At 68.8% G+C, this 18,130-nt stretch carries 17 protein-coding genes and 1 tRNA gene; 12 read left to right on the forward strand and 6 right to left on the reverse strand.

Going from position 1 to position 18,130, the window contains the following annotated elements; all coding sequences use genetic code 11:
• Window positions 1-20 precede the first annotated feature (20 nt).
• The 8 genes from J7E97_RS21930 (at window position 21) to J7E97_RS21965 (ending at window position 7,747) form a co-directional block, all read left to right on the forward strand.
• Entirely contained in the window at window positions 21-497 is a 477-nt protein-coding gene (locus J7E97_RS21930; protein WP_215029961.1) for a PaaI family thioesterase, read from the forward strand.
• Between the two features lie 38 nt (window positions 498-535).
• The gene (locus tag J7E97_RS21935) at window positions 536-1,006 is read left to right on the forward strand and encodes a hypothetical protein (protein WP_215029964.1); all 471 of its coding nucleotides are present in this window, start codon (window positions 536-538) and stop codon (window positions 1,004-1,006) included.
• Window positions 1,003-1,662: a Tat pathway signal sequence domain protein gene (locus J7E97_RS21940; protein ID WP_215029966.1), complete on the forward strand. Its 660-nt coding sequence runs from the start codon at window positions 1,003-1,005 to the stop codon at window positions 1,660-1,662. Before J7E97_RS21935 ends, J7E97_RS21940 begins: the two co-directional genes overlap by 4 nt.
• Window positions 1,663-1,963: 301 nt before the next feature.
• Window positions 1,964-3,196, forward strand: a complete 1,233-nt coding sequence (locus tag J7E97_RS21945) for a branched-chain amino acid ABC transporter substrate-binding protein (RefSeq protein WP_215029969.1) — start codon at window positions 1,964-1,966, stop codon at window positions 3,194-3,196.
• Between the two features lie 140 nt (window positions 3,197-3,336).
• A complete protein-coding gene (locus J7E97_RS21950) occupies window positions 3,337-4,266 on the forward strand; it encodes a branched-chain amino acid ABC transporter permease (RefSeq protein WP_215029973.1) in 930 nt (309 codons plus the stop codon).
• A 5-nt stretch (window positions 4,267-4,271) separates the two neighbouring features.
• On the forward strand, window positions 4,272-6,104 hold the full coding sequence (locus tag J7E97_RS21955) for a branched-chain amino acid ABC transporter permease (protein WP_215029976.1): 1,833 nt from the start codon (window positions 4,272-4,274) through the stop codon (window positions 6,102-6,104).
• A gap of 3 nt (window positions 6,105-6,107) precedes the next feature.
• Window positions 6,108-7,034 carry an ABC transporter ATP-binding protein gene (locus J7E97_RS21960; protein ID WP_215029979.1) on the forward strand — a complete coding sequence of 309 codons (927 nt, stop codon included), beginning with the start codon at window positions 6,108-6,110 and terminating at the stop codon, window positions 7,032-7,034.
• Complete coding sequence (locus tag J7E97_RS21965) at window positions 7,031-7,747, forward strand: ABC transporter ATP-binding protein (RefSeq protein WP_215030005.1); 717 nt, start codon at window positions 7,031-7,033, stop codon at window positions 7,745-7,747. The genes J7E97_RS21960 and J7E97_RS21965 overlap by 4 nt, the downstream gene beginning before the upstream one ends.
• 80 nt (window positions 7,748-7,827) lie before the next feature.
• Here J7E97_RS21965 and J7E97_RS21970 read toward each other — a convergent pair whose 3' ends face one another.
• Window positions 7,828-8,460, reverse strand: a complete 633-nt coding sequence (locus tag J7E97_RS21970) for an ANTAR domain-containing response regulator (RefSeq protein ID WP_215030061.1) — start codon at window positions 8,458-8,460, stop codon at window positions 7,828-7,830.
• A gap of 127 nt (window positions 8,461-8,587) precedes the next feature.
• Between J7E97_RS21970 and J7E97_RS21975 the strand changes: the two genes are divergently transcribed.
• Both J7E97_RS21975 and J7E97_RS21980 read left to right on the forward strand, forming a co-directional pair.
• A tRNA-Leu gene (locus J7E97_RS21975) sits at window positions 8,588-8,662 on the forward strand.
• Between the two features lie 111 nt (window positions 8,663-8,773).
• Entirely contained in the window at window positions 8,774-9,520 is a 747-nt protein-coding gene (locus tag J7E97_RS21980) for a transcriptional regulator (RefSeq protein ID WP_215030008.1), read from the forward strand.
• 9 nt (window positions 9,521-9,529) lie between these two features.
• Here the strand turns inward: J7E97_RS21980 and J7E97_RS21985 are convergent, their stop codons facing one another.
• Window positions 9,530-10,129, reverse strand: a complete 600-nt coding sequence (locus J7E97_RS21985; protein WP_215030011.1) for a TetR/AcrR family transcriptional regulator — start codon at window positions 10,127-10,129, stop codon at window positions 9,530-9,532.
• A 90-nt stretch (window positions 10,130-10,219) separates the two neighbouring features.
• Between J7E97_RS21985 and J7E97_RS21990 the strand changes: the two genes are divergently transcribed.
• Window positions 10,220-10,792 carry an alpha/beta hydrolase gene (locus J7E97_RS21990; protein WP_215030014.1) on the forward strand — a complete coding sequence of 191 codons (573 nt, stop codon included), beginning with the start codon at window positions 10,220-10,222 and terminating at the stop codon, window positions 10,790-10,792.
• A 34-nt stretch (window positions 10,793-10,826) separates the two neighbouring features.
• On the opposite strand, the gene pyk is transcribed toward J7E97_RS21990, so the two are convergent.
• Window positions 10,827-12,254, reverse strand: a complete 1,428-nt coding sequence (gene pyk / locus J7E97_RS21995; protein ID WP_215030015.1) for a pyruvate kinase — start codon at window positions 12,252-12,254, stop codon at window positions 10,827-10,829.
• 157 nt (window positions 12,255-12,411) lie between these two features.
• Window positions 12,412-13,113, reverse strand: coding sequence for an SIMPL domain-containing protein (locus J7E97_RS22000; RefSeq protein WP_215030018.1), 702 nt, complete (start codon window positions 13,111-13,113; stop codon window positions 12,412-12,414).
• A 127-nt stretch (window positions 13,114-13,240) separates the two neighbouring features.
• On the opposite strand from J7E97_RS22000, the gene J7E97_RS22005 reads away from it, so the two are divergent.
• Window positions 13,241-15,052, forward strand: coding sequence for a bifunctional UDP-sugar hydrolase/5'-nucleotidase (locus J7E97_RS22005; protein WP_215030021.1), 1,812 nt, complete (start codon window positions 13,241-13,243; stop codon window positions 15,050-15,052).
• Between the two features lie 10 nt (window positions 15,053-15,062).
• Here J7E97_RS22005 and J7E97_RS22010 read toward each other — a convergent pair whose 3' ends face one another.
• On the reverse strand, window positions 15,063-16,472 hold the full coding sequence (locus J7E97_RS22010; protein ID WP_215030024.1) for a lysine N(6)-hydroxylase/L-ornithine N(5)-oxygenase family protein: 1,410 nt from the start codon (window positions 16,470-16,472) through the stop codon (window positions 15,063-15,065).
• Complete coding sequence (locus J7E97_RS22015) at window positions 16,469-17,866, reverse strand: aminotransferase class V-fold PLP-dependent enzyme (RefSeq protein WP_215030027.1); 1,398 nt, start codon at window positions 17,864-17,866, stop codon at window positions 16,469-16,471. Before J7E97_RS22015 ends, J7E97_RS22010 begins: the two co-directional genes overlap by 4 nt.
• Window positions 17,867-18,130: the final 264 nt, after the last annotated feature.

An 18,130-nucleotide genomic window follows, 5' to 3' on the forward strand; every position in this document is an offset into this window, starting at 1 on the left:
TTGACGAACGGAGTCGGCCCATGGGCGAGCAGCACGCGGTGAAGTTCCCGCAGGAGGTCCTCGACGAGTACACGGCCCTGGGCATCGACCTGCCCTCGCTGTTCTCGGCGGGAGACCTCGGCAAGCGGATGGACATCCGGATCCTCGAGGCGTCCGCCGAGCGCGTCGTCGCCACCATGCCGGTCGAGGGCAACACCCAGCCCTACGGACTCCTCCACGGCGGGGCCTCCGCCGTCCTCGCCGAGACCCTCGGCTCGGTCGGCGCGATGATGCACGGCGGCAGCACCAAGATCGCCGTCGGCGTCGACCTGAACTGCACCCACCACCGCGGCGCCCGCTCCGGCCTGGTCACCGGCGTCGCCACCCCCGTCCACCGGGGCCGCTCCACCGCCACCTACGAGATCGTCGTCAGCGACGAGCAGGACCGCCGGGTCTGCACCGCCCGCCTCACCTGCCTGCTGCGCGATGCGGGACCGCAACAAGGCGGCAACAACTAGCCGTTGCCCTCCTCGCGGCGCCGGTCTAGCGTTCCCGCATGGGATCCGGACCGGCGCCGCGGCGCGTCTCGGCCGCGGCCGCCACGACGGCGCTGCTCGCCGCCGCACTGCTCGGCTGCGGCTCGGGCCCGGGCGCGGGTCCCGACTCGGGCTCCGGCTCCGGCCCGGGCTCCGGCCTCAGCCGCAGCCCCGGCCCCGGCAAGCCCTCCGCCTCCGCCCCGGCCCCCGGGCCCACCCCGCCCCAGCGGCTGTGCGCCGACCTGATCACCCACTGGGCCGGCGTGATCCTCGACGCGGGCGACGACCCCGACGCCGTCCACCTCGACTACCAGTCCATGGGCCTGTCCGGCGGCCAGAACGACATCCTGCTCGCCGTACTCGCCGGAGCCCGCGCCGAGGAGCGCGCCGGCGGTCCGGCCGCCGCACGCGAATTCACCGCCCGCGAAGCCGGGCAGCGCTGCGCGGAGCGCTACCGCTCCGGCACTCCGAGCGGCGGTCCCTGGCAGTGAGCGGCGGCATCGGCCCGCTCGAGCCCGGGGAGGGCACCGAGGCCCAGGAGGACCCGCGCCCCGGTACCCGTACGCCCCGCCGCACCGGCGGCCGCGCCGGCCGATGGGCCCGGCGGGCCCGCGAGGTCCACGGGAGCCACCGGCGGGCCGTGCTCGCCGCCGGGGCGCTGCTCTGCGCGTCGGCCGTGGTCGCCACCGGGGCCGCGCTGTACGCGGCCCGGCCCCGGCCCGTCGCGCAGACGCCTCCGGCGCCCTCCCAGGTCTTCTCGCTGACCTACCTCGACCAGGTGGACCCGGCCCCCTCCGGCAGCGCCTTCGTGTTCACCGTGCGTGTGCGCGCCGCGGCCGGTCCGCCCGTCACGCTGGAGCGGTTGTCGCAGCCTTCCCGGGGCCTGAAGGTGGTCGTCGAGCCACTACTTCCGGCCAAGGTCGCCGCCGGAGAAACCCGCGACCTGCTCGTGCGGATCGAGGTGACCGATTGCGTGCATGTAGCACGGAATTCCGGACTGCCCTTCCTCGAAGTAACCCTGAGTAATAAATTCCAGAAGGAAGAGCACAGCTACATCCCCGGTGACCGATATGCGGGTGATCTCTCCGTCGCTCTGACCAGGGCCTGTCCCGAAGTCCGAGACACCGGCACCCCCACGCCGTCATGACCAAAAGCGCCTCAGAGACCTGGCACGACAGGACCCATACCGCCCCACGGTCCTCACCCGTCTCACCATACGGACAAGACGAACCGGCCGGAATTCCCCCGTTCCACCCGCAGACATCCGCTATGTATTACGCCGTGGCATAACAAGAGAGTCACATCATTGGCCTGAGCCCTCCATAACGTCCCAAGACCCGCCTAGAGTCACGGCCAGTCACCGCGACCGCCGGATTCACTTCAGTTCGGTTCCCCGCGTTCGACACGGTGCGCCCCACGGGGGGCGCAGTGCCACGAAAGGACTGATCGTGCGTCAGCGTTCTCTCATTGCCGTGACCGCCGCGCTCGCCGCGGGCGCCCTCACTCTCACCGCCTGTGGTTCGCGTGACGACAAGGCCGGCGACACCGCCGGCGGCGGCGACGTCACCGTCGTCATCGGTGTCGACTCCCCCCTCACCGGTGACCTCTCCGCGCTCGGCCTCGGCATCAAGAACTCTGCCGACCTCGCCGCCAAGCAGGCCAACGAGAAGAAGTACGTCAAGGGCGTCACCTTCAAGGTCCAGGCGCTCGACGACCAGGCACAGGCCTCCTCCGGCCAGCAGAACGCCACCAAGCTCGTCGCCGACAAGGACGTCCTCGGTGTCGTCGGCCCCCTGAACTCCTCCGTCTCGGAGTCCATGCAGAAGGTCTTCGACGACGCCAAGCTCGTCCAGATCTCCCCCGCCAACACCAGCCCCTCCCTCACCCAGGGACCCAAGTGGGCCACCGGCGAGAAGGTCCGCACCTACAAGAGCTACTTCCGCACCGCCACCACGGACGCCATCCAGGGCCCGTTCGCGGCGCAGTACCTCTTCAACAAGGCCGGCAAGAAGAAGGTCTTCGTCATCGACGACAAGAAGACCTACGGCGCGGGCCTCGCCGGCACCTTCAAGGGCGAGTTCACCAAGCTCGGCGGCGAGGTCGTCGGCGAAGGCCACATCGACCCGGAGAGCAAGGACTTCTCCGCCGTCGTGACCCAGGTCAAGAGCTCCGGCGCCGAGGTCGTCTACTACGGCGGCGAATACCCCGCGGCCGGCCCCCTCAGCAAGCAGATCAAGGCCTCCGGCACCAACATCCCGCTCGTCGGCGGCGACGGCATCTACGACAAGAAGTACGTCGACCTCGCCGGTGACGGCGCCACCGGCGACTTCGCCACCTCCGTCGGCGCCCCCGTGGAGAGCCTGCCCTCCGCCAAGGAGTTCGTCGCCAACTACACCAAGGCCGGATACAAGGAAGCCTTCTCCGCCTACGGCGGCTACTCCTACGACTCCGCCTGGGCCGTCATCGAGGCCGTCAAGTCCGTCGTCGACGCCAACAACGGCAAGCTCCCCAGCGACGCCCGCGCCAAGGTCCTCGCCGCCGTCCAGTCCGTCTCCTTCGACGGCGTGACCGGCAAGGTCTCCTTCGACGAGTTCGGCGACGCCACCAACAAGCAGCTCACCGTCTACAAGGTCGAGGGCGGCGACTGGAAGTCCGTCGAGTCCGGCACCTTCGGCGGCTGACCTCCAGCCCCACCCCCCGGCAGCCGGTAGTCCGCTCGAACGGCCGGCCACCGGAGCACCACCCACACTTGCCGCGCGGGGCGCGCACAACAAGCGCCCCGCGCGGTGTCACATCCGTCGAAAGACTCGGAGGACCTGCGGTGCACGAACTGCCGCAACAGCTGGTCAACGGCCTGCTACTGGGATCCATGTACGGGCTCGTCGCCATTGGCTACACGATGGTCTACGGCATCGTCCAGCTCATCAACTTCGCGCATGGCGAGATCTTCATGACCGGCGGATTCGGGGCCCTCACCGTTTGGCTCATGCTCCCCGGGGGCACCACGATGTGGATCGCCCTCCCCCTCATGCTCATAGGCGCGATCATCGTCGCCACCCTCATCGCGGTCGGCGCCGAACGCTTCGCGTACCGCCCACTGCGCAGCGCACCTCGCCTCGCACCACTCATCACCGCCATCGGCCTCTCCCTCGCGCTCCAGCAGGCGGTATGGGCCTGGTACCCCGACGCGAAGTCCTCCGTCGTCTTCCCCGAGATCCCCGGCGGCCCCTTCAACATCGGCAGCATCACCATCCAGACCGGTGACGTCTTCCTCCTCCTCGCCGCCCCCATCTCCATGGCCTTCCTCGGCTTCTTCGTCAAGAAGACCCGCACCGGCCGCGGCATGCAGGCGACCTCCCAGGACCCCGACACCGCCAAGCTCATGGGCATCAACACCGACCGCATCATCACGGTCGCCTTCGCCCTCGGAGCCGCCTTCGCCGCCGTCGGAGCCGTCGCCTACGGCCTCAAATACGGCGAAGTCAACTTCAAGATGGGCTTCCTGCTCGGCCTCAAGGCCTTCACCGCGGCAGTCCTCGGCGGCATCGGCAACATCTACGGCGCCATGATCGGCGGCATCGTCCTCGGCCTCGCCGAAACCCTGACCACCGCCTACGTCGCCGACATCCCGGGCTTCCAGCAGCTCGGCGGACAGTCCTGGGGCAACACCTGGGCGTTCGTCCTCCTCATCCTCGTACTCCTCTTCAGGCCACAAGGCCTGCTGGGCGAGCGCGTCGCGGACAGGGCGTGAGAACCATGACGACCACCACCACGGACACCACGACCATGAACGCAGCGCCCAAGCCCAAGGGCTTCATCGCCATCCCCGAGAAGACGGCCCGCGCCCTCGCCACCGCGGGCGGCGCCCTCACCGTCGCCTCCTGCTTCCTCTCCTGGACCTGGACCGCCAAGTTCCCCGGCGACCTCACCGTCACCGGATACCCCGGCGGCCTCCAGTGGCTCGTCCTCGTCGGCGGCGCCCTCACCGCACTCTTCGGCCTCGCCTCCTACGGGACCAAGGGCCTCCAGTGGCTCACCCCCGCCGGAGCCGACGCGGCGCTCAAGCTCTCCGCCCTCGCCGCCTTCGCCACCGCCTGGTACACGATCGTCGCGATCATCACCACCCTCGGTGCCATCGCCGACCTCGAACCCGGCGCCTACGTCGTCGCCGCCGCCACCCTCCTCGCCCTCCTCGGCGCCCTCGCGCTCCCCTTCGAACGCCCCACCCTCGAAGCGGCCGACCCCGACGACAACGGCTGGGAACAGTTCAAGCACGACGCCCGCAACAAGGTCACCACCGCCAAGGCCGCCTTCACCACCGGCACGCCCAAGCCCGCCCGCGCCCTCCCCGCCTGGACCGAGATCCTCCTGATCGCCGGCATCCTCGCCCTCGGCCTCGGCGTCTTCACCTACGGCATCACCACGCCGTACCAGGAACTCTTCATCGGCTTCCTGATCACCGCCGGCTTCGGCTTCGCCGCCATCAGCAAAGCCGGCCTGATGGCACGCGTCACCACCCTCACCAACCGCCACCGCAACGTCGCCCTCATCGGCGCCTTCGCAGCGGCGGCCGCCTTCCCCTTCACCCAGACCGACGACCAGTACGCGACCCTCGGCGTCAACATCCTCATCTTCGCCACCGTCGCACTCGGCCTCAACATCGTCGTCGGCCTCACCGGCCTCCTCGACCTCGGCTACGTCGCCTTCCTCGGCGTCGGCGCCTACACCGCGGCCCTGGTCTCCGGCTCCCCCAACTCGCCCTTCGGCGTGCACCTCCCCTTCTGGGCCGCACTCCTCATCGGCGCGGCCGCCTCCATGATCTTCGGCGTCCTCATCGGCGCCCCCACCCTCCGCCTGCGCGGCGACTACCTCGCCATCGTCACGCTCGGCTTCGGTGAGATCTTCCGCATCTCCATGAACAACCTCGACGGCGTCTCCGGCCCCGACATCACCAACGGGCCCAACGGCATCGCCAACATCCCCAACGTCGACCTCTTCGGATTCGACTTCGGCGCGAGCCACACGATCGCCGGATTCACCATCGGCCGCTTCGCCAACTACTTCTTCCTGATGCTCCTGATCACCCTCATCGTGGTCATGGTCTTCCGCCGCAGCGCGGAATCCCGCATCGGCCGCGCCTGGGTCGCCATCCGCGAAGACGAGACCGCCGCCGAAGCCATGGGCATCAACGGCTTCCGCGTCAAGCTCATCGCCTTCGCCCTCGGCGCCACCCTCGCCGGACTCGCAGGCGCCGTACAGGCCCACGTGAACTACACCGTCACCCCGGACCAGTACGTCTTCGCCAACGCCGTACCCCCCAACTCCGCCTTCCTCCTCGCCGCAGTCGTCCTCGGCGGCATGGGAACCATCTCCGGCCCCCTCGTCGGCGGATCACTCCTCTTCCTGCTCCCCAACAAGCTCCAGTCCCTGGGCGAGTACCAGCTCCTCACCTTCGGCATCGCCCTCATCATCCTGATGCGCCTGCGCCCCGAAGGCCTCATTCCCAACCGGCGCAACCAGCTCGAACTCCACAAGGACATGGAAGCGCCCACGGTCCTCCCCACGGTCACCGGCAAGGCAGGGGTCTGACCCATGACGACGACCACCACCACCGAAACCCCCGCCACCACGGCGGAGACCGTCCTCGACGCACGCGGCGTCACGATGCGCTTCGGCGGCCTCACCGCCGTCAAGAACGTCGACCTCACCGTCCGCAGCGGCGAAATCGTCGGCCTCATCGGCCCCAACGGCGCCGGCAAGACCACCTTCTTCAACTGCCTCACCGGCCTCTACATCCCCACCGAGGGCGAAGTCCGGTACAAGGGCACGGTCCTGCCCCCCAAATCCTTCAAGGTCACCGCGGCCGGTATCGCCCGCACCTTCCAGAACATCCGTCTCTTCAACAACATGACGGTCCTGGAAAACGTCCTCGTCGGACGCCACACCCGCACCAAGGTCGGCCTCTGGTCCTCGCTCCTGCGCCTCCCCAGCTTCGGCCGGGAAGAAGCGGCCAGCCGCGAGCGGTCCATGGAACTCCTGGAGTTCATCGGCCTCGCCCACAAGGCCGACCACCTCGCCCGCAACCTCCCCTACGGCGAACAGCGCAAGCTCGAGATCGCCCGCGCGCTGGCCAGCGACCCCGGCCTCATCCTCCTGGACGAGCCCACCGCCGGCATGAACCCGCAGGAGACCCGGACCACCGAAGAACTCATCTTCGCCATCCGGGACCAGGGCATCGCCGTCCTCGTCATCGAGCACGACATGCGCTTCATCTTCAACCTCTGCGACCGCGTCGCCTGCCTCGTCCAGGGCGAAAAGCTCATCGAAGGCACCGCCGCCGAGGTCCAGGGCGACGAACGCGTCATCGCCGCCTACCTCGGCGAACCCTTCGAAGGCGCCCCCGGCGCCGAAGAAGTCGCGGAAGTCGAAGCCGCCGAAGCACACAGCGAAGCGACGCACAGCCCGACGAGCAAGACGAGCACGACGAGCACGGACGGAACGGACGGAGAAGACCGGTGACCGCACTCCTGGAGGTCGAGGACCTCCGCGTCGCCTACGGCAAGATCGAAGCCGTCAAGGGCATCTCCTTCAGCGTCGACGCCGGCCAGATCGTCACCCTCATCGGCACCAACGGCGCCGGCAAGACGACCACCCTGCGCACCCTGTCCGGCCTGATCAAGCCGCGCGGCGGACAGATCAAGTTCCAGGGCAAATCGCTGAAGAAGATCCCCGCGCACGACATCGTCGCGCTCGGACTCGCCCACTCCCCCGAGGGGCGGCACATCTTCCCGCGCATGACGATCGAGGACAACCTCCTCCTCGGCGCCTTCCTCCGCAAGGACAAGGACGGCATCCACAAGGATGTCCAGCGCGCCTACGACCTCTTCCCGATCCTGGGAGAGCGCCGCAAGCAGGCCGCGGGCACCCTCTCGGGCGGCGAGCAGCAGATGCTGGCCATGGGCCGCGCGCTCATGTCCCGGCCGAAGCTGCTCATGCTGGACGAGCCCTCGATGGGCCTCTCGCCGATCATGATGCAGAAGATCATGGCGACCATCGCCGAGCTGAAGTCCCAGGGCACGACCATCCTCCTGGTCGAGCAGAACGCCCAGGCCGCGCTGTCCCTGGCCGACCAGGGACACGTGATGGAGATCGGCAAGGTCGTCCTGTCGGGCCCGGGCCGCGAGCTCCTCGTCAACGAGGACGTCCGCAAGGCGTACCTCGGCGAGGACTGACCCCTCTCCTTCGTACGAGTGAGGCCCGCCTCCGGATCCAGCATCCGGAGGCGGGCCTCACTCGTGTACGCGCTCCAGGGCTACTCGCCCTTGCCCGCGGCGGCCTTCTTCTCCTCGGCGTCCTCGATGACCGCCTCGGCGACCTGCTGCATGGACATCCGGCGGTCCATGGAGGTCTTCTGGATCCAGCGGAAGGCGGCCGGCTCGGAGAGCCCGTACTGCGTCTGCAGGATGCTCTTCGCCCGGTCCACGAGCTTGCGGGTCTCCAGGCGCAGCGAGAGGTCGGCGACCTCCTTCTCCAGCGCGCGGAGCTCGGCGAAGCGGGACACGGCCATCTCGATGGCCGGGACGACGTCGCTCTTGCTGAAGGGCTTCACCAGGTACGCCATGGCTCCGGCGTCACGGGCCCGCTCGACGAGGTCGCGCTGCGAGAACGCGGTCAGCATCAGCACCGGGGCGATGGACTCCTCCGCGATCTTCTCGGCGGCGGAGATCCCGTCCAGGACGGGCATCTTCACGTCGAGGATCACCAGGTCGGGCCGGTGCTCACGGGCCAGCTCGATGGCCGTCTGCCCGTCTCCGGCCTCGCCTACGACGGCGTAGCCCTCTTCCTCCAGCATTTCCTTGAGGTCGAGACGGATGAGCGCCTCGTCCTCGGCGATGACGACACGCGTCGTCAGCGGCGGAACGTGCGACTGGTCGGCGTCGGGCATGGGCGTCGACTCGTGCTCGGCGGTCACGAAGGGCTCCTCTTTGCGGGGCATATCAAGCTCCCCCGAGCCTACCTAGCTGCGGTATGGTGGAGACGCAGCGGGTCGGGGGTAACCTTCGATTCGCTGGGCCCCAGTAGCCCAATTGGCAGCAGGCAATGGATTCAAAACCCATACAGTGTCGGTTCGAGTCCGACCTGGGGCACTTTTCCTTATTTTCCAAGGTCACGCGATAATCGCGTGGCCTTCACTCGTTCCGGCGAAGCTGCCTGAAACCTGGCGCGGTGTGCGAATTACCCGCGAAACGGTCGGGCGTATGTACGACATGCCCACTCGTCTTTACGCCCTGGACCTCCTCCGTACCGGTCGCAGCATGAACTCCGTCAGCAAGGAAACCGGCATATCCCGTGCCGCGATCCGCTCCTGGCAATCCCGGGTGGAGCCCCTCCCCCGCCTCAACCAAGCCGCCCCCTGCACAGCCCCCACCGACGAGGCCTCGTACGCGTACCTCCTGGGCCTCTATCTCGGCGACGGCTGCATCAGCCCCCACCCGCGCGGCGGGCACCACCTCCGGATCGCCTGCGCGGACGCCTGGCCCGGCCTCATCGAACGGTGCCGCGAGGCGGTCCTCGCCGTACGGCCCGGCGACAAGGTGTACCTGCTCCAGCGCCAAGGATGCGTATCCGTCACGAGCTACGGCCGGCACTGGACCTGCCTGTTCCCGCAGCACGGCCCCGGCAAGAAGCACGACCGGCGGATCGCCCTCGAGGACTGGCAGCGAGCCATCGTCGACGCCCACCCCTGGGAGTTCGTCCGGGGGCTGATCCACTCCGACGGGTGTCGGATCACCAACTGGACGGTCCGCAACGGCAGGCGCTACGAGTACCCCCGGTACTTCTTCACCAACAAGTCCGACGACATCCGCAAGCTCTGCACCGACACGCTCGCCAAGGTCGGCGTCGAGTGGACCATCCTCGCCCGCGGCAGCGACCCGTTCAACGTGTCCATCGCCCGCAAGGCCTCCGTCGCCCTCATGGACGAGCACATCGGGCCGAAGTACTAGTAGGACGGGCTAGGGGGCCAGGGCCCGCAGGAGCGTGGTCACGTGGGCTTTCGCGTCGGCCGGGTCCAAGGGGGCGTGGGCCACGAGGAGGCGGTACCAGAACGGGCCGAAGACGAGGTCGGTGGCATGGTCGAGGTCGGTGGTGGCGGGGAGTTCTTCGCGGGTGACGGCCCGGGTGAGGAGGGTGGTGACGAGCTCGCGGCGGGTGGCGACCCACGCGCGGAAGGCTTCGGCGAAGGCGGGGTCGAGTTGGGCTTCGGCCATGAGGCCGGTGAGGGCTTTGGTGCGGACGGGGTCGCGGCCGATGCGGTAGAGGTCGGCGACGAAGGCGGTGAGGTCGCCTGCGAGGGTGCCGGTGTCGGGTTCGGGGACGCGGGTGGCGGTCTCGTGGGCGTAGGCGTCCATGACGAGGGCGGGCTTGGATTTCCACCAGCGGTAGACGGTGCTCTTGGCGACGTTGGCGCGTTTGGCGACGCCTTCGATGGTGAGGGCGCCGTAGCCGTTTTCGACGAGGAGGGCTGCGGTGGCTTCGAGGACGGAGTGGTGGGCGTCTTCGTTGCGGAGGCGGCCGCCGGTGCGGGGCGGGTTGCCCGAAGGAGTGATTGACACGGCCTCACGATAGCCCTTACCGTTTATCGAAACGCTGCGTAGCGTTTTGATTGATGCGTCGGTTGGACGAGCGAAGCAGGGGGCGGAGCCATGGGCAAGATCGTGTTCGCGCACGGGTACGGGATGAGCGCCGGGGAGCACTGGTATTCGTCGGCGGGTGAGGAGTTCGCGGCCGAGGGGCACGAGGTGCGGATTCCGAATTTCCCGGAGCCGTTCGCGCCGGAGGCGGGTGTGTGGCTGAAGGCGCTGGAGGCCGAAACCGAGGGGGCGCCGGCGGGCGAGACCGTGCTGGTGGGTCACAGTCTGGGCGGGGTGAATGTGCTGCGGCTGCTGCAGGAGCACGACACCGAGGCCGAGGGGGCGTTCGCGGGGGTGGTGTTCGTGGCGTCGATGTCGGGCGAGGTGGGGTACGACGCGTTGGCGCCGTTCTTCACTCCGGAGTTCGACTGGCGGCGCATCCGCAGGGCGGCGCGGGAGTTCCGGGTGCTCCATGCGGCCGATGACCCGGTGACCGGGGAGGCGACGGGTGAGCACGTGTGGCGGTTCGTGAGGGAGCTCGGCGCGGTGGCACGGGTGACCGCGTCGGGCGGGCACTTCCCGAGTACGGGTGAGAGCCGCTTGGTGTTGCCCGACGCGGTGCGTCTTATACGTGAGGTGCTGTAGCCGGCGTCGTGGCCGGGGCCGCGGTATGCCGGCCTCAGCGGACGGCGTCGCCGATGTGGTGGACGCGGACCAGGTTGGTGGATCCGGTGACCCCGGGGGGTGAGCCGGCGGTGATGACGACGACGTCGCCGGGTACGCAGCGGCCGATGCGCAGGAGTTCTTCTTCGACTTGGGCGACCATCGCGTCGGTGGAGTCGACGTGGGGGCCGAGGAAGGTTTCGACGCCCCAGGTGAGGTTGAGCTGGGAGCGGGTGGCGGCGTCGGGGGTGAAGGCGAGGAGGGGAATGGGTGAGCGGTAGCGGGAGAGCCGGCGGACGGTGTCTCCGCTCTGGGTGAAGGCGACGAGGAACTTGGCGCCGAGGAAGTCGCCCATTTCGGCGGCTGCGCGGGCGACTGCTCCGCCTTGGGTGCGGGGCTTGTTGCGGTCGGTGAGTGCGGGCAGGCCCTTGGCGAGGATGTCTTCTTCGGCGGCTTCGATGATGCGGGCCATGGTGCGGACGGTTTCGATGGGGTATTTGCCGACGCTGGTTTCGCCGGAGAGCATGACGGCGTCGGTTCCGTCGATGACGGCGTTGGCGACGTCGGATGCTTCGGCGCGGGTGGGTCGGGAGTTGTCGATCATCGAGTCGAGCATTTGGGTGGCGACGATGACGGGTTTGGCGTTGCGCTTGGTGAGTTTGACGGCCCGCTTCTGGACGATGGGGACTTGTTCGAGGGGCATCTCGACGCCGAGGTCGCCGCGGGCGACCATGATGCCGTCGAAGGCGGCGACGATGTCGTCGATGTTTTCGACTGCTTGGGGCTTTTCGACCTTGGCGATGACGGGGAGGCGTCGGCCTTCTTCGTCCATGACGCGGTGGACGTCTTCGATGTCTCGGCCGCTGCGGACGAAGGAGAGGGCGATGACGTCGGCGCCGATGCGCAGGGCCCAGCGGAGGTCGTCGATGTCCTTTTCGGAGAGGGCGGGTACGGAGACCGCGACGCCGGGGAGGTTGAGTCCCTTGTGGTCGGAGACCATGCCCCCTTCGATGACGCGGGTGCGGACGTGGGGTCCGTCGATGGCGGTGACTTCGAGGGTGACGCGGCCGTCGTCTACGAGGATGCGTTCGCCGGTGGTGACGTCTTCGGCGAGGCCTTTGTAGGTGGTGCCGCAGGTGTGGCGGTCGCCTTCGTGGTCTTCGACGGTGATGGTGAATTCGTCGCCGCGTTCAAGGAGTACGGGTCCTTCGCGGAAGCGGCCCAGGCGGATCTTCGGGCCTTGAAGGTCTGCGAGGACGCCGACGCTGCGGCCGGTTTCGTCGGAGGCCTTGCGGACGCGCTGGTAGCGCTCTTCGTGTTCGGCGTAGGTGCCGTGGCTGAGGTTGAAGCGGGCGATGTCCATTCCGGCTTCGACCAGGGCTTTGATCTGGTCGTATGAGTCGGTGGCGGGGCCCAGGGTACATACGATTTTCGCTCGGCGCATGGGGCGAGCGTATGCCCCTACCAGGGAGTAGGAAATTGGTTCCGGGTGTCCACTCAACAACCTTTGAGCAAAAGGTTGTTGACAATTGTTGAATGTGCATGGGGGTGCTCTGATGAGCACCCCCGGGCGCCGGATTGTGTGTTCGGGGGGTGGGTTTTCAGAGCTGGGGAGGGGTCATGGTGAAGCGGGCGTTCACCTGTGCGTAGACGGTCTGGCGCTGGGGTTCGAGGTCGAGTGCGGGGGCCGTCTCCTCGGTGGCGCTGAAGGCCATGGTGCGCATGCCGGAGCCGGCGCCGGCTTGGAAGGGGATGGGGGCGTTTTCGGCGCCGAGGTCGGCGAGTTCGACGAGGGCGGCGAGTTCGGCGCCCAGGGCCGCGGCGTATTCGCGGGCGCGTTGGACGGCTTCGAGTACGGCTTGGCGGCGGGCCTCGCCGTGGGCGGGCGAGGTGGGGCGCAGGGTCCACCAGGGTCCGTCGACTTGGGTGAGTTCGAGGTCGGCGAGGCGGGTGGTGAGTTCGCCCAGGGTGGTGAAGTCGTTGAGCTCGGCGATGAGGTGGACGCGTCCGTGGTAGGCGCGGATGCGTTCGCCGCGGCCGTGGCGGCCGAGTTCGGGGGTGATGGAGAAGGCGCCGGTTTCGAGTTTTTCGACGGGGTCGCCGTAGCTCTTGACGAGGTCGAGGACGGCGTTGTTTCGGCGGGTGAGGTCTTCGAGGGCGGTGCGCCGGTCGGTGCCGCGGGCGCTGACGGTGATGCCGATGCGGGCGATCTCGGGGTCGACTTCGAGGGTGGCTTCGCCGCGGACTGCGACGCGGGGGACTTCGGGGGTTCCGTAGGGCTGGTGCGAGGTGTCCTGGGTCATGGCTTCACTGTCGCACTGGTGCTCGTGGGGGCGTGGTCATCGGATCGAAACCTGTGGGGGGTGTTGCGGCTTGTTGCGGCTGGGTCAGAATCTACGCGCGTTGTTCATGGCTCAAAGGGGAGATGGCATGGCGTTCGACCGTAGGACTTTTCTGGGCACTTCGGCTGCTACTGGTGCGGCTGTGGTGTTGACGGGGGCCGCGAGCTCCCCGGCCTCGGCGGCCGAGGGGGCGGCGGGTGCCGCTTCGGCGGCGTCGTCGAAGACGTACGCGTTCACGGTGATGGGGACGACGGACCTGCACGGGAACGTTTTCAACTGGGACTACTTCACGGACAAGGAGTTCGACGACAAGGCGCACAACGATGTGGGTCTGGCGAAGATCTCCACGCTGGTGAATCAGGTGCGGGCCGAGAAGGGCCGGCGCAATACGCTGCTGATCGATGCGGGTGACACGATCCAGGGCACGCAGCTGTCGTACTACTACGCGAAGGTGGATCCGATCACCGCGCGGCGTGGTCCGGTGCATCCGATGGCGCAGGCGATGAATGCGATCGGGTATGACGCGGCGGCGCTGGGGAACCACGAGTTCAATTACGGCATTCCGGTGCTGCGGAAGTTCGAGGAGCAGTGTGATTTCCCGCTGCTCGGGGCGAACGCGCTGGATGCCAAGACGTTGCGGCCGGCGTTCCCGCCGTACAGCATGCACCGGCTGCGTACGCCGCACGGGCGGGATGTGAAGGTGGCGGTGCTGGGTCTGACGAATCCGGGGATCGCGATCTGGGACAAGGCGAACGTGCAGGGGAAGATGACGTTCCCGGGCCTTGAGGAGCAGGCGGCGAAGTACGTGCCGCGGCTGCGGTCGCTGGGTGCGGATGTGGTGATCGTGTCGGCGCATTCGGGGTCGAGCGGTACGTCGAGCTACGGCGACCAGTTGCCGTACATCGAGAACGCGGCGGGTCTGGTGGCGGAGCAGGTGCCGGGGATCGACGCGATCCTGGTGGGGCACGCGCACACGGAGATCCCGGAGTACCGGGTGAAGAACAAGGCGACCGGCAAGGACGTGGTGCTGTCGGAGCCGTTGAAGTGGGGGCAGCGGCTGACGCTGTTCGACTTCGAGCTGACGTGGGCGAAGGGCTGCTGGTCGGTGGCGAAGGTGTCGGCCCGGGTGCTGAATTCGAATGCGGCGGTGGAGGACCCGGAGATAGTGCGGCTGCTGTCGGACGAGCACCGCAAGGTCGTGTCGTACGTCAATCAGGTGATCGGGACGTCCACGCAGGCGATGACTTCGGCGGACGGTCCGGTGAAGGACGTGGCGATCATCGATCTGATCAACCATGTGCAGGCGGAGACGGTGAAGGCCGCTCTCGCGGGTACGGAGTGGGCGGCGCTGCCGGTGCTGTCGCAGGCTTCGTGTTTCTCGCGGACGGCGTCGATCCCGGCCGGCCAGGTGACGATCAAGGATGCGGCGGGTCTGTATCCGTTCGAGAACACGCTGGAGGCGCGGCTGCTGACGGGTGCGCAGATGAAGGCGTATCTGGAGTTCTCGGCGAGGTACTACGTGCGGACGGCGCCGGGTGAGGTGGTGGATCCCGCGAAGCTGACGAACGCGGAGGGTACGCCGGACTACAACTACGACGCCGTGTACGGGCTCGCGTACGACATCGATGTGTCGCAGCCGGCGGGTTCGCGGATCACGGGGCTGTCGTTCCAAGGCAAGCCGGTGGATCCGGCGGCGCAGTTCGTGCTGGCGGTGAACAACTACCGGGCGTCCGGTGGCGGGAACTTCCCGCACGTGCCGCAGGCCAGGCAGTTGTGGGCGAATTCGGAGGAAATCCGTAACACGATCATCCAGTGGGTGAAGGCGAAGGGGACGGTGGATCCGGCGCAGTTCGCGTCGGTGGACTGGCGGCTGACTCGGGCCGGGATACCGGTCTTCTAAACGTTTCTTCTTATGGGTGCTCGACCAGGGGGAGCAGTTCGCCGGCGTGTTGGGGGCGGGTGTGCTCCCGCTGTTCGAGGCCGAAGGTGGTGAAGGCGGTGCGGGTGGGCTGCGGGTAGGGCTCCTTGCCCGTCAGGGTGTTCAGGATGGCGGCGCTTCGCCAGGCGGCGAGGCCGAGGTCGGGGGCTCCGACGCCGTGGGTGTGGCGTTCGCCGTTCTGGACGAAGACGCTGCCGGTGACGGTGGGGTCGAGGTTCATCCGGTAGCGGTCGTCGATGCGGGGGCGGCCGGAGGAGTCTTTGCGCAGGTAGGGGTCGAGGCCTGCGAGGAGGCTGGTGAGCGGTCGCTCCTTGTAGCCGGTGGCGAGGACGACGGCGTCGGTGGTGATGCGGGAGCGGGTGCCTTGGTCGGTGTGTTCGAGGTGGAGTTCGACCTTGGTGGTGGCGACGCGGCCGGCGGTGCGGACGCTGACTCCGGGGGTGAGGACGGCGTCGGGCCAGCCTCCGTCGAGGGTGCGGCGGTAGAGCTCTTCGTGGATGGCGGCGATGGTGCCGGCGTCGATGCCCTTGTGGAGTTGCCATTGGGCGGGGACGAGGCGGTCGCGGACAGGTTCGGGCAGGGAGTGGAAGTAGCGGGTGTAGTCGGGGGTGAAGTGTTCCAGGCCGAGCTTGGAGTACTCCATGGGGGCGAAGGAGGGGGTGCGGGCGAGCCAGGTGAGGCGTTCGCGGCCGGCGGGGCGGGAGCGGAGCAGGTCGAGGAAGACCTCGGCTCCGGACTGGCCTGATCCGATGACGGTGACGTGGTCGGCGCCGAGGATGCGCTGCCGGTTGTCGAGGTACTCGGAGGAGTGGATCACCGGGACGGTGGGGGCTTCGGCGAGGGGGCGCAGCGGTTCGGGAACGTAGGGGGCGGTGCCGATGCCGAGGGCGAGGTTGCGGGTGTAGGTGCGGCCGAGGGCTTCGGCTTCTCCGTCGGCGTCGAGTTGGGTGAAGTCGACTTCGAAGAGGTCGCGTTCGGGGTTCCAGCGGACGGCGTCGACTTGGTGGCCGAAGTGGAGTCCGGGGAGGCGGCCGGCGACCCAGCGGCAGTAGGCGTCGTATTCGGCGCGTTGGATGTGGAAGCGCTCGGCGAAGTAGAAGGGGAAGAGTCGTTCCTTGTGCTTGAGGTAGCTGAGGAAGGACCAGGGGCTGGTGGGGTCGGCGAGGGTGACGAGGTCGGCGAGGAAGGGGACTTGGAGGGTGGCTCCGTCGATGAGGAGTCCGGGGTGCCAGCGGAAGTCGCGGCGCTGGTCGTAGAAGGCGGTGGCGAGTTCTCCGGCGCCTTGCTGGGGCAGGCCGTGGGCGAGGGCCGCGAGGGAGAGGTTGAAGGGTCCGATGCCGATTCCGACGAGGTCGTGGGGTGCATCGAGGTGGGCGGTCATCGGTGGGTGCTGCCTTCCAGGAGGTGGACGAGGGTGTCCAGGTCACCCGCGGTGGTGTGGGGGTTGAGCAGGGTGGCTTTGAGCCACAGGCGGCCGTCGGCGGTGGCGCGGCCCAGGACGGCTGTGCCGTCGTGGAGGAGGGTGCGGCGCAGGGCGGCGAGTGCGGTGTCGTCGGCGTGGGTGGGCCGGAACAGGACGGTGCTGATGGTGGGTGCCGCGTGGAGTTCGAAGGCGGGGTGGGCTTCGAGGAGTCGGGCGAGCCGGTCGGCGAGGGCACAGGTGCGGTCGATGAGGTGGGTGAGTCCGTCTCGGCCGAGCGAGCGCAGGGTGGCCGCGATTTTGAAGGCGTCTGCGCGGCGGGTGGTGCGCAGGGAGCGGCCGAGGAGGTCGGGGAGGCCGGCTTCGGTGTCGTCTTCGGCGTTGAGGTAGTCGGCCTGGTGGGCGAGGGGTGTCAGGAGGGTGGTGTCGGGGACGGCGAGGAGTCCAGCGGCGACAGGTTGCCAGCCGAGTTTGTGGAGGTCGAGGGTGATCGAGCGGGCTCGGTTCAGGCCGGCGAGTTTGTGGCGGTGGCGGGGGCTGAGGGCGAGGAGGCCGCCGTATGCGGCGTCGACGTGGAGGTCGGCGCGGTGTTGGTCGCAGAGGTCGGCGAGGGTGTCGAGGGGGTCGATGAGTCCGGCGTCGGTGGTGCCGGCGGTGGCGGTGACGAGGACGGGGCCGGTGGTGGTGGCGAGGGCTTCGGCGAGGGTGGCGGGGGTCAGGGTCCCGGTGGGGGTGGGGAGGCTGCGGGTGGGTGGCAGGCCGAGGAGCCAGGCGGCGCGGGGGATGGAGTGGTGGGCGTTGGCGCCGTGCAGGACGGTGAGGTGGGGTCCGTGGCGTTCGCGGGCGAGGAGCAGGGCGAGTTGGTTGGCTTCGGTTCCGCCGGTGGTGAGGACGGCGTCGGGGTGGGGGGTGGCGTAGAACTCGGCGGCGAGGGTGCGGGTGAGGAGCGCTTCGATGGCGGAGGCGGCGGGGGCCTGGTCCCAGGAGTCGAGGGAGGGGTTGAGGGCGCTGGCGGCGAGGTCGGCGGCGGCCGCGACGGCGAGGGGTGGGCAGTGCAGGTGGGCGGCGCAGAGGGGGTGGGCGGGGTCGGCGGCGCCTTCGGCGAGGGTGTGGACGAGGGTCCGTAGTGCTTCGTGGTCGCCGTGGCCGTGGTCGGGGAGTAGGTCGCCGAGTGCGGTTTCGACGCGGGCGGTCACGGTGTGGGGTCCGCCGGCGGGGAGGGGGCCGCGGCGGGCTCGGGTTCCGGTGGCCAGGGCGTCGAGGACGATGGCGAGGAGGGGCCGCAGGGCGTCGGGGCCCTGTGCGCCGCCGGCGAGCGGGGCTGTGCCTCTGCCTGTGCCGGGGGGCGCTGTCATGCGGTGGTGTCCTCACGGGGAACGGGTCGGCGGCGGGTGTTGCCCTGGTGACGGGGCGGGGCACCCGGGCGGTACAACGATCAGACCGGAATGGGGTAACCGCCGGGGTTTGTCGCGGGGTGATTTCAAGCCGCCGGCCTTGTTGTCATTCCGGCCGGTTGGTGGACCTCGGGGCGGCGGGGGCCGGCCGCCGGTTCGCGGCAGACCGGGCAAAAGGGCAGGACCCCGCTCTCCCGGGTCGGGAGGGCAGGGTCCTGTGGAGGG

The sequence above is a fragment of the Streptomyces sp. ISL-66 genome, assembly GCF_018614135.1.
Lineage (GTDB): Bacteria > Actinomycetota > Actinomycetes > Streptomycetales > Streptomycetaceae > Streptomyces.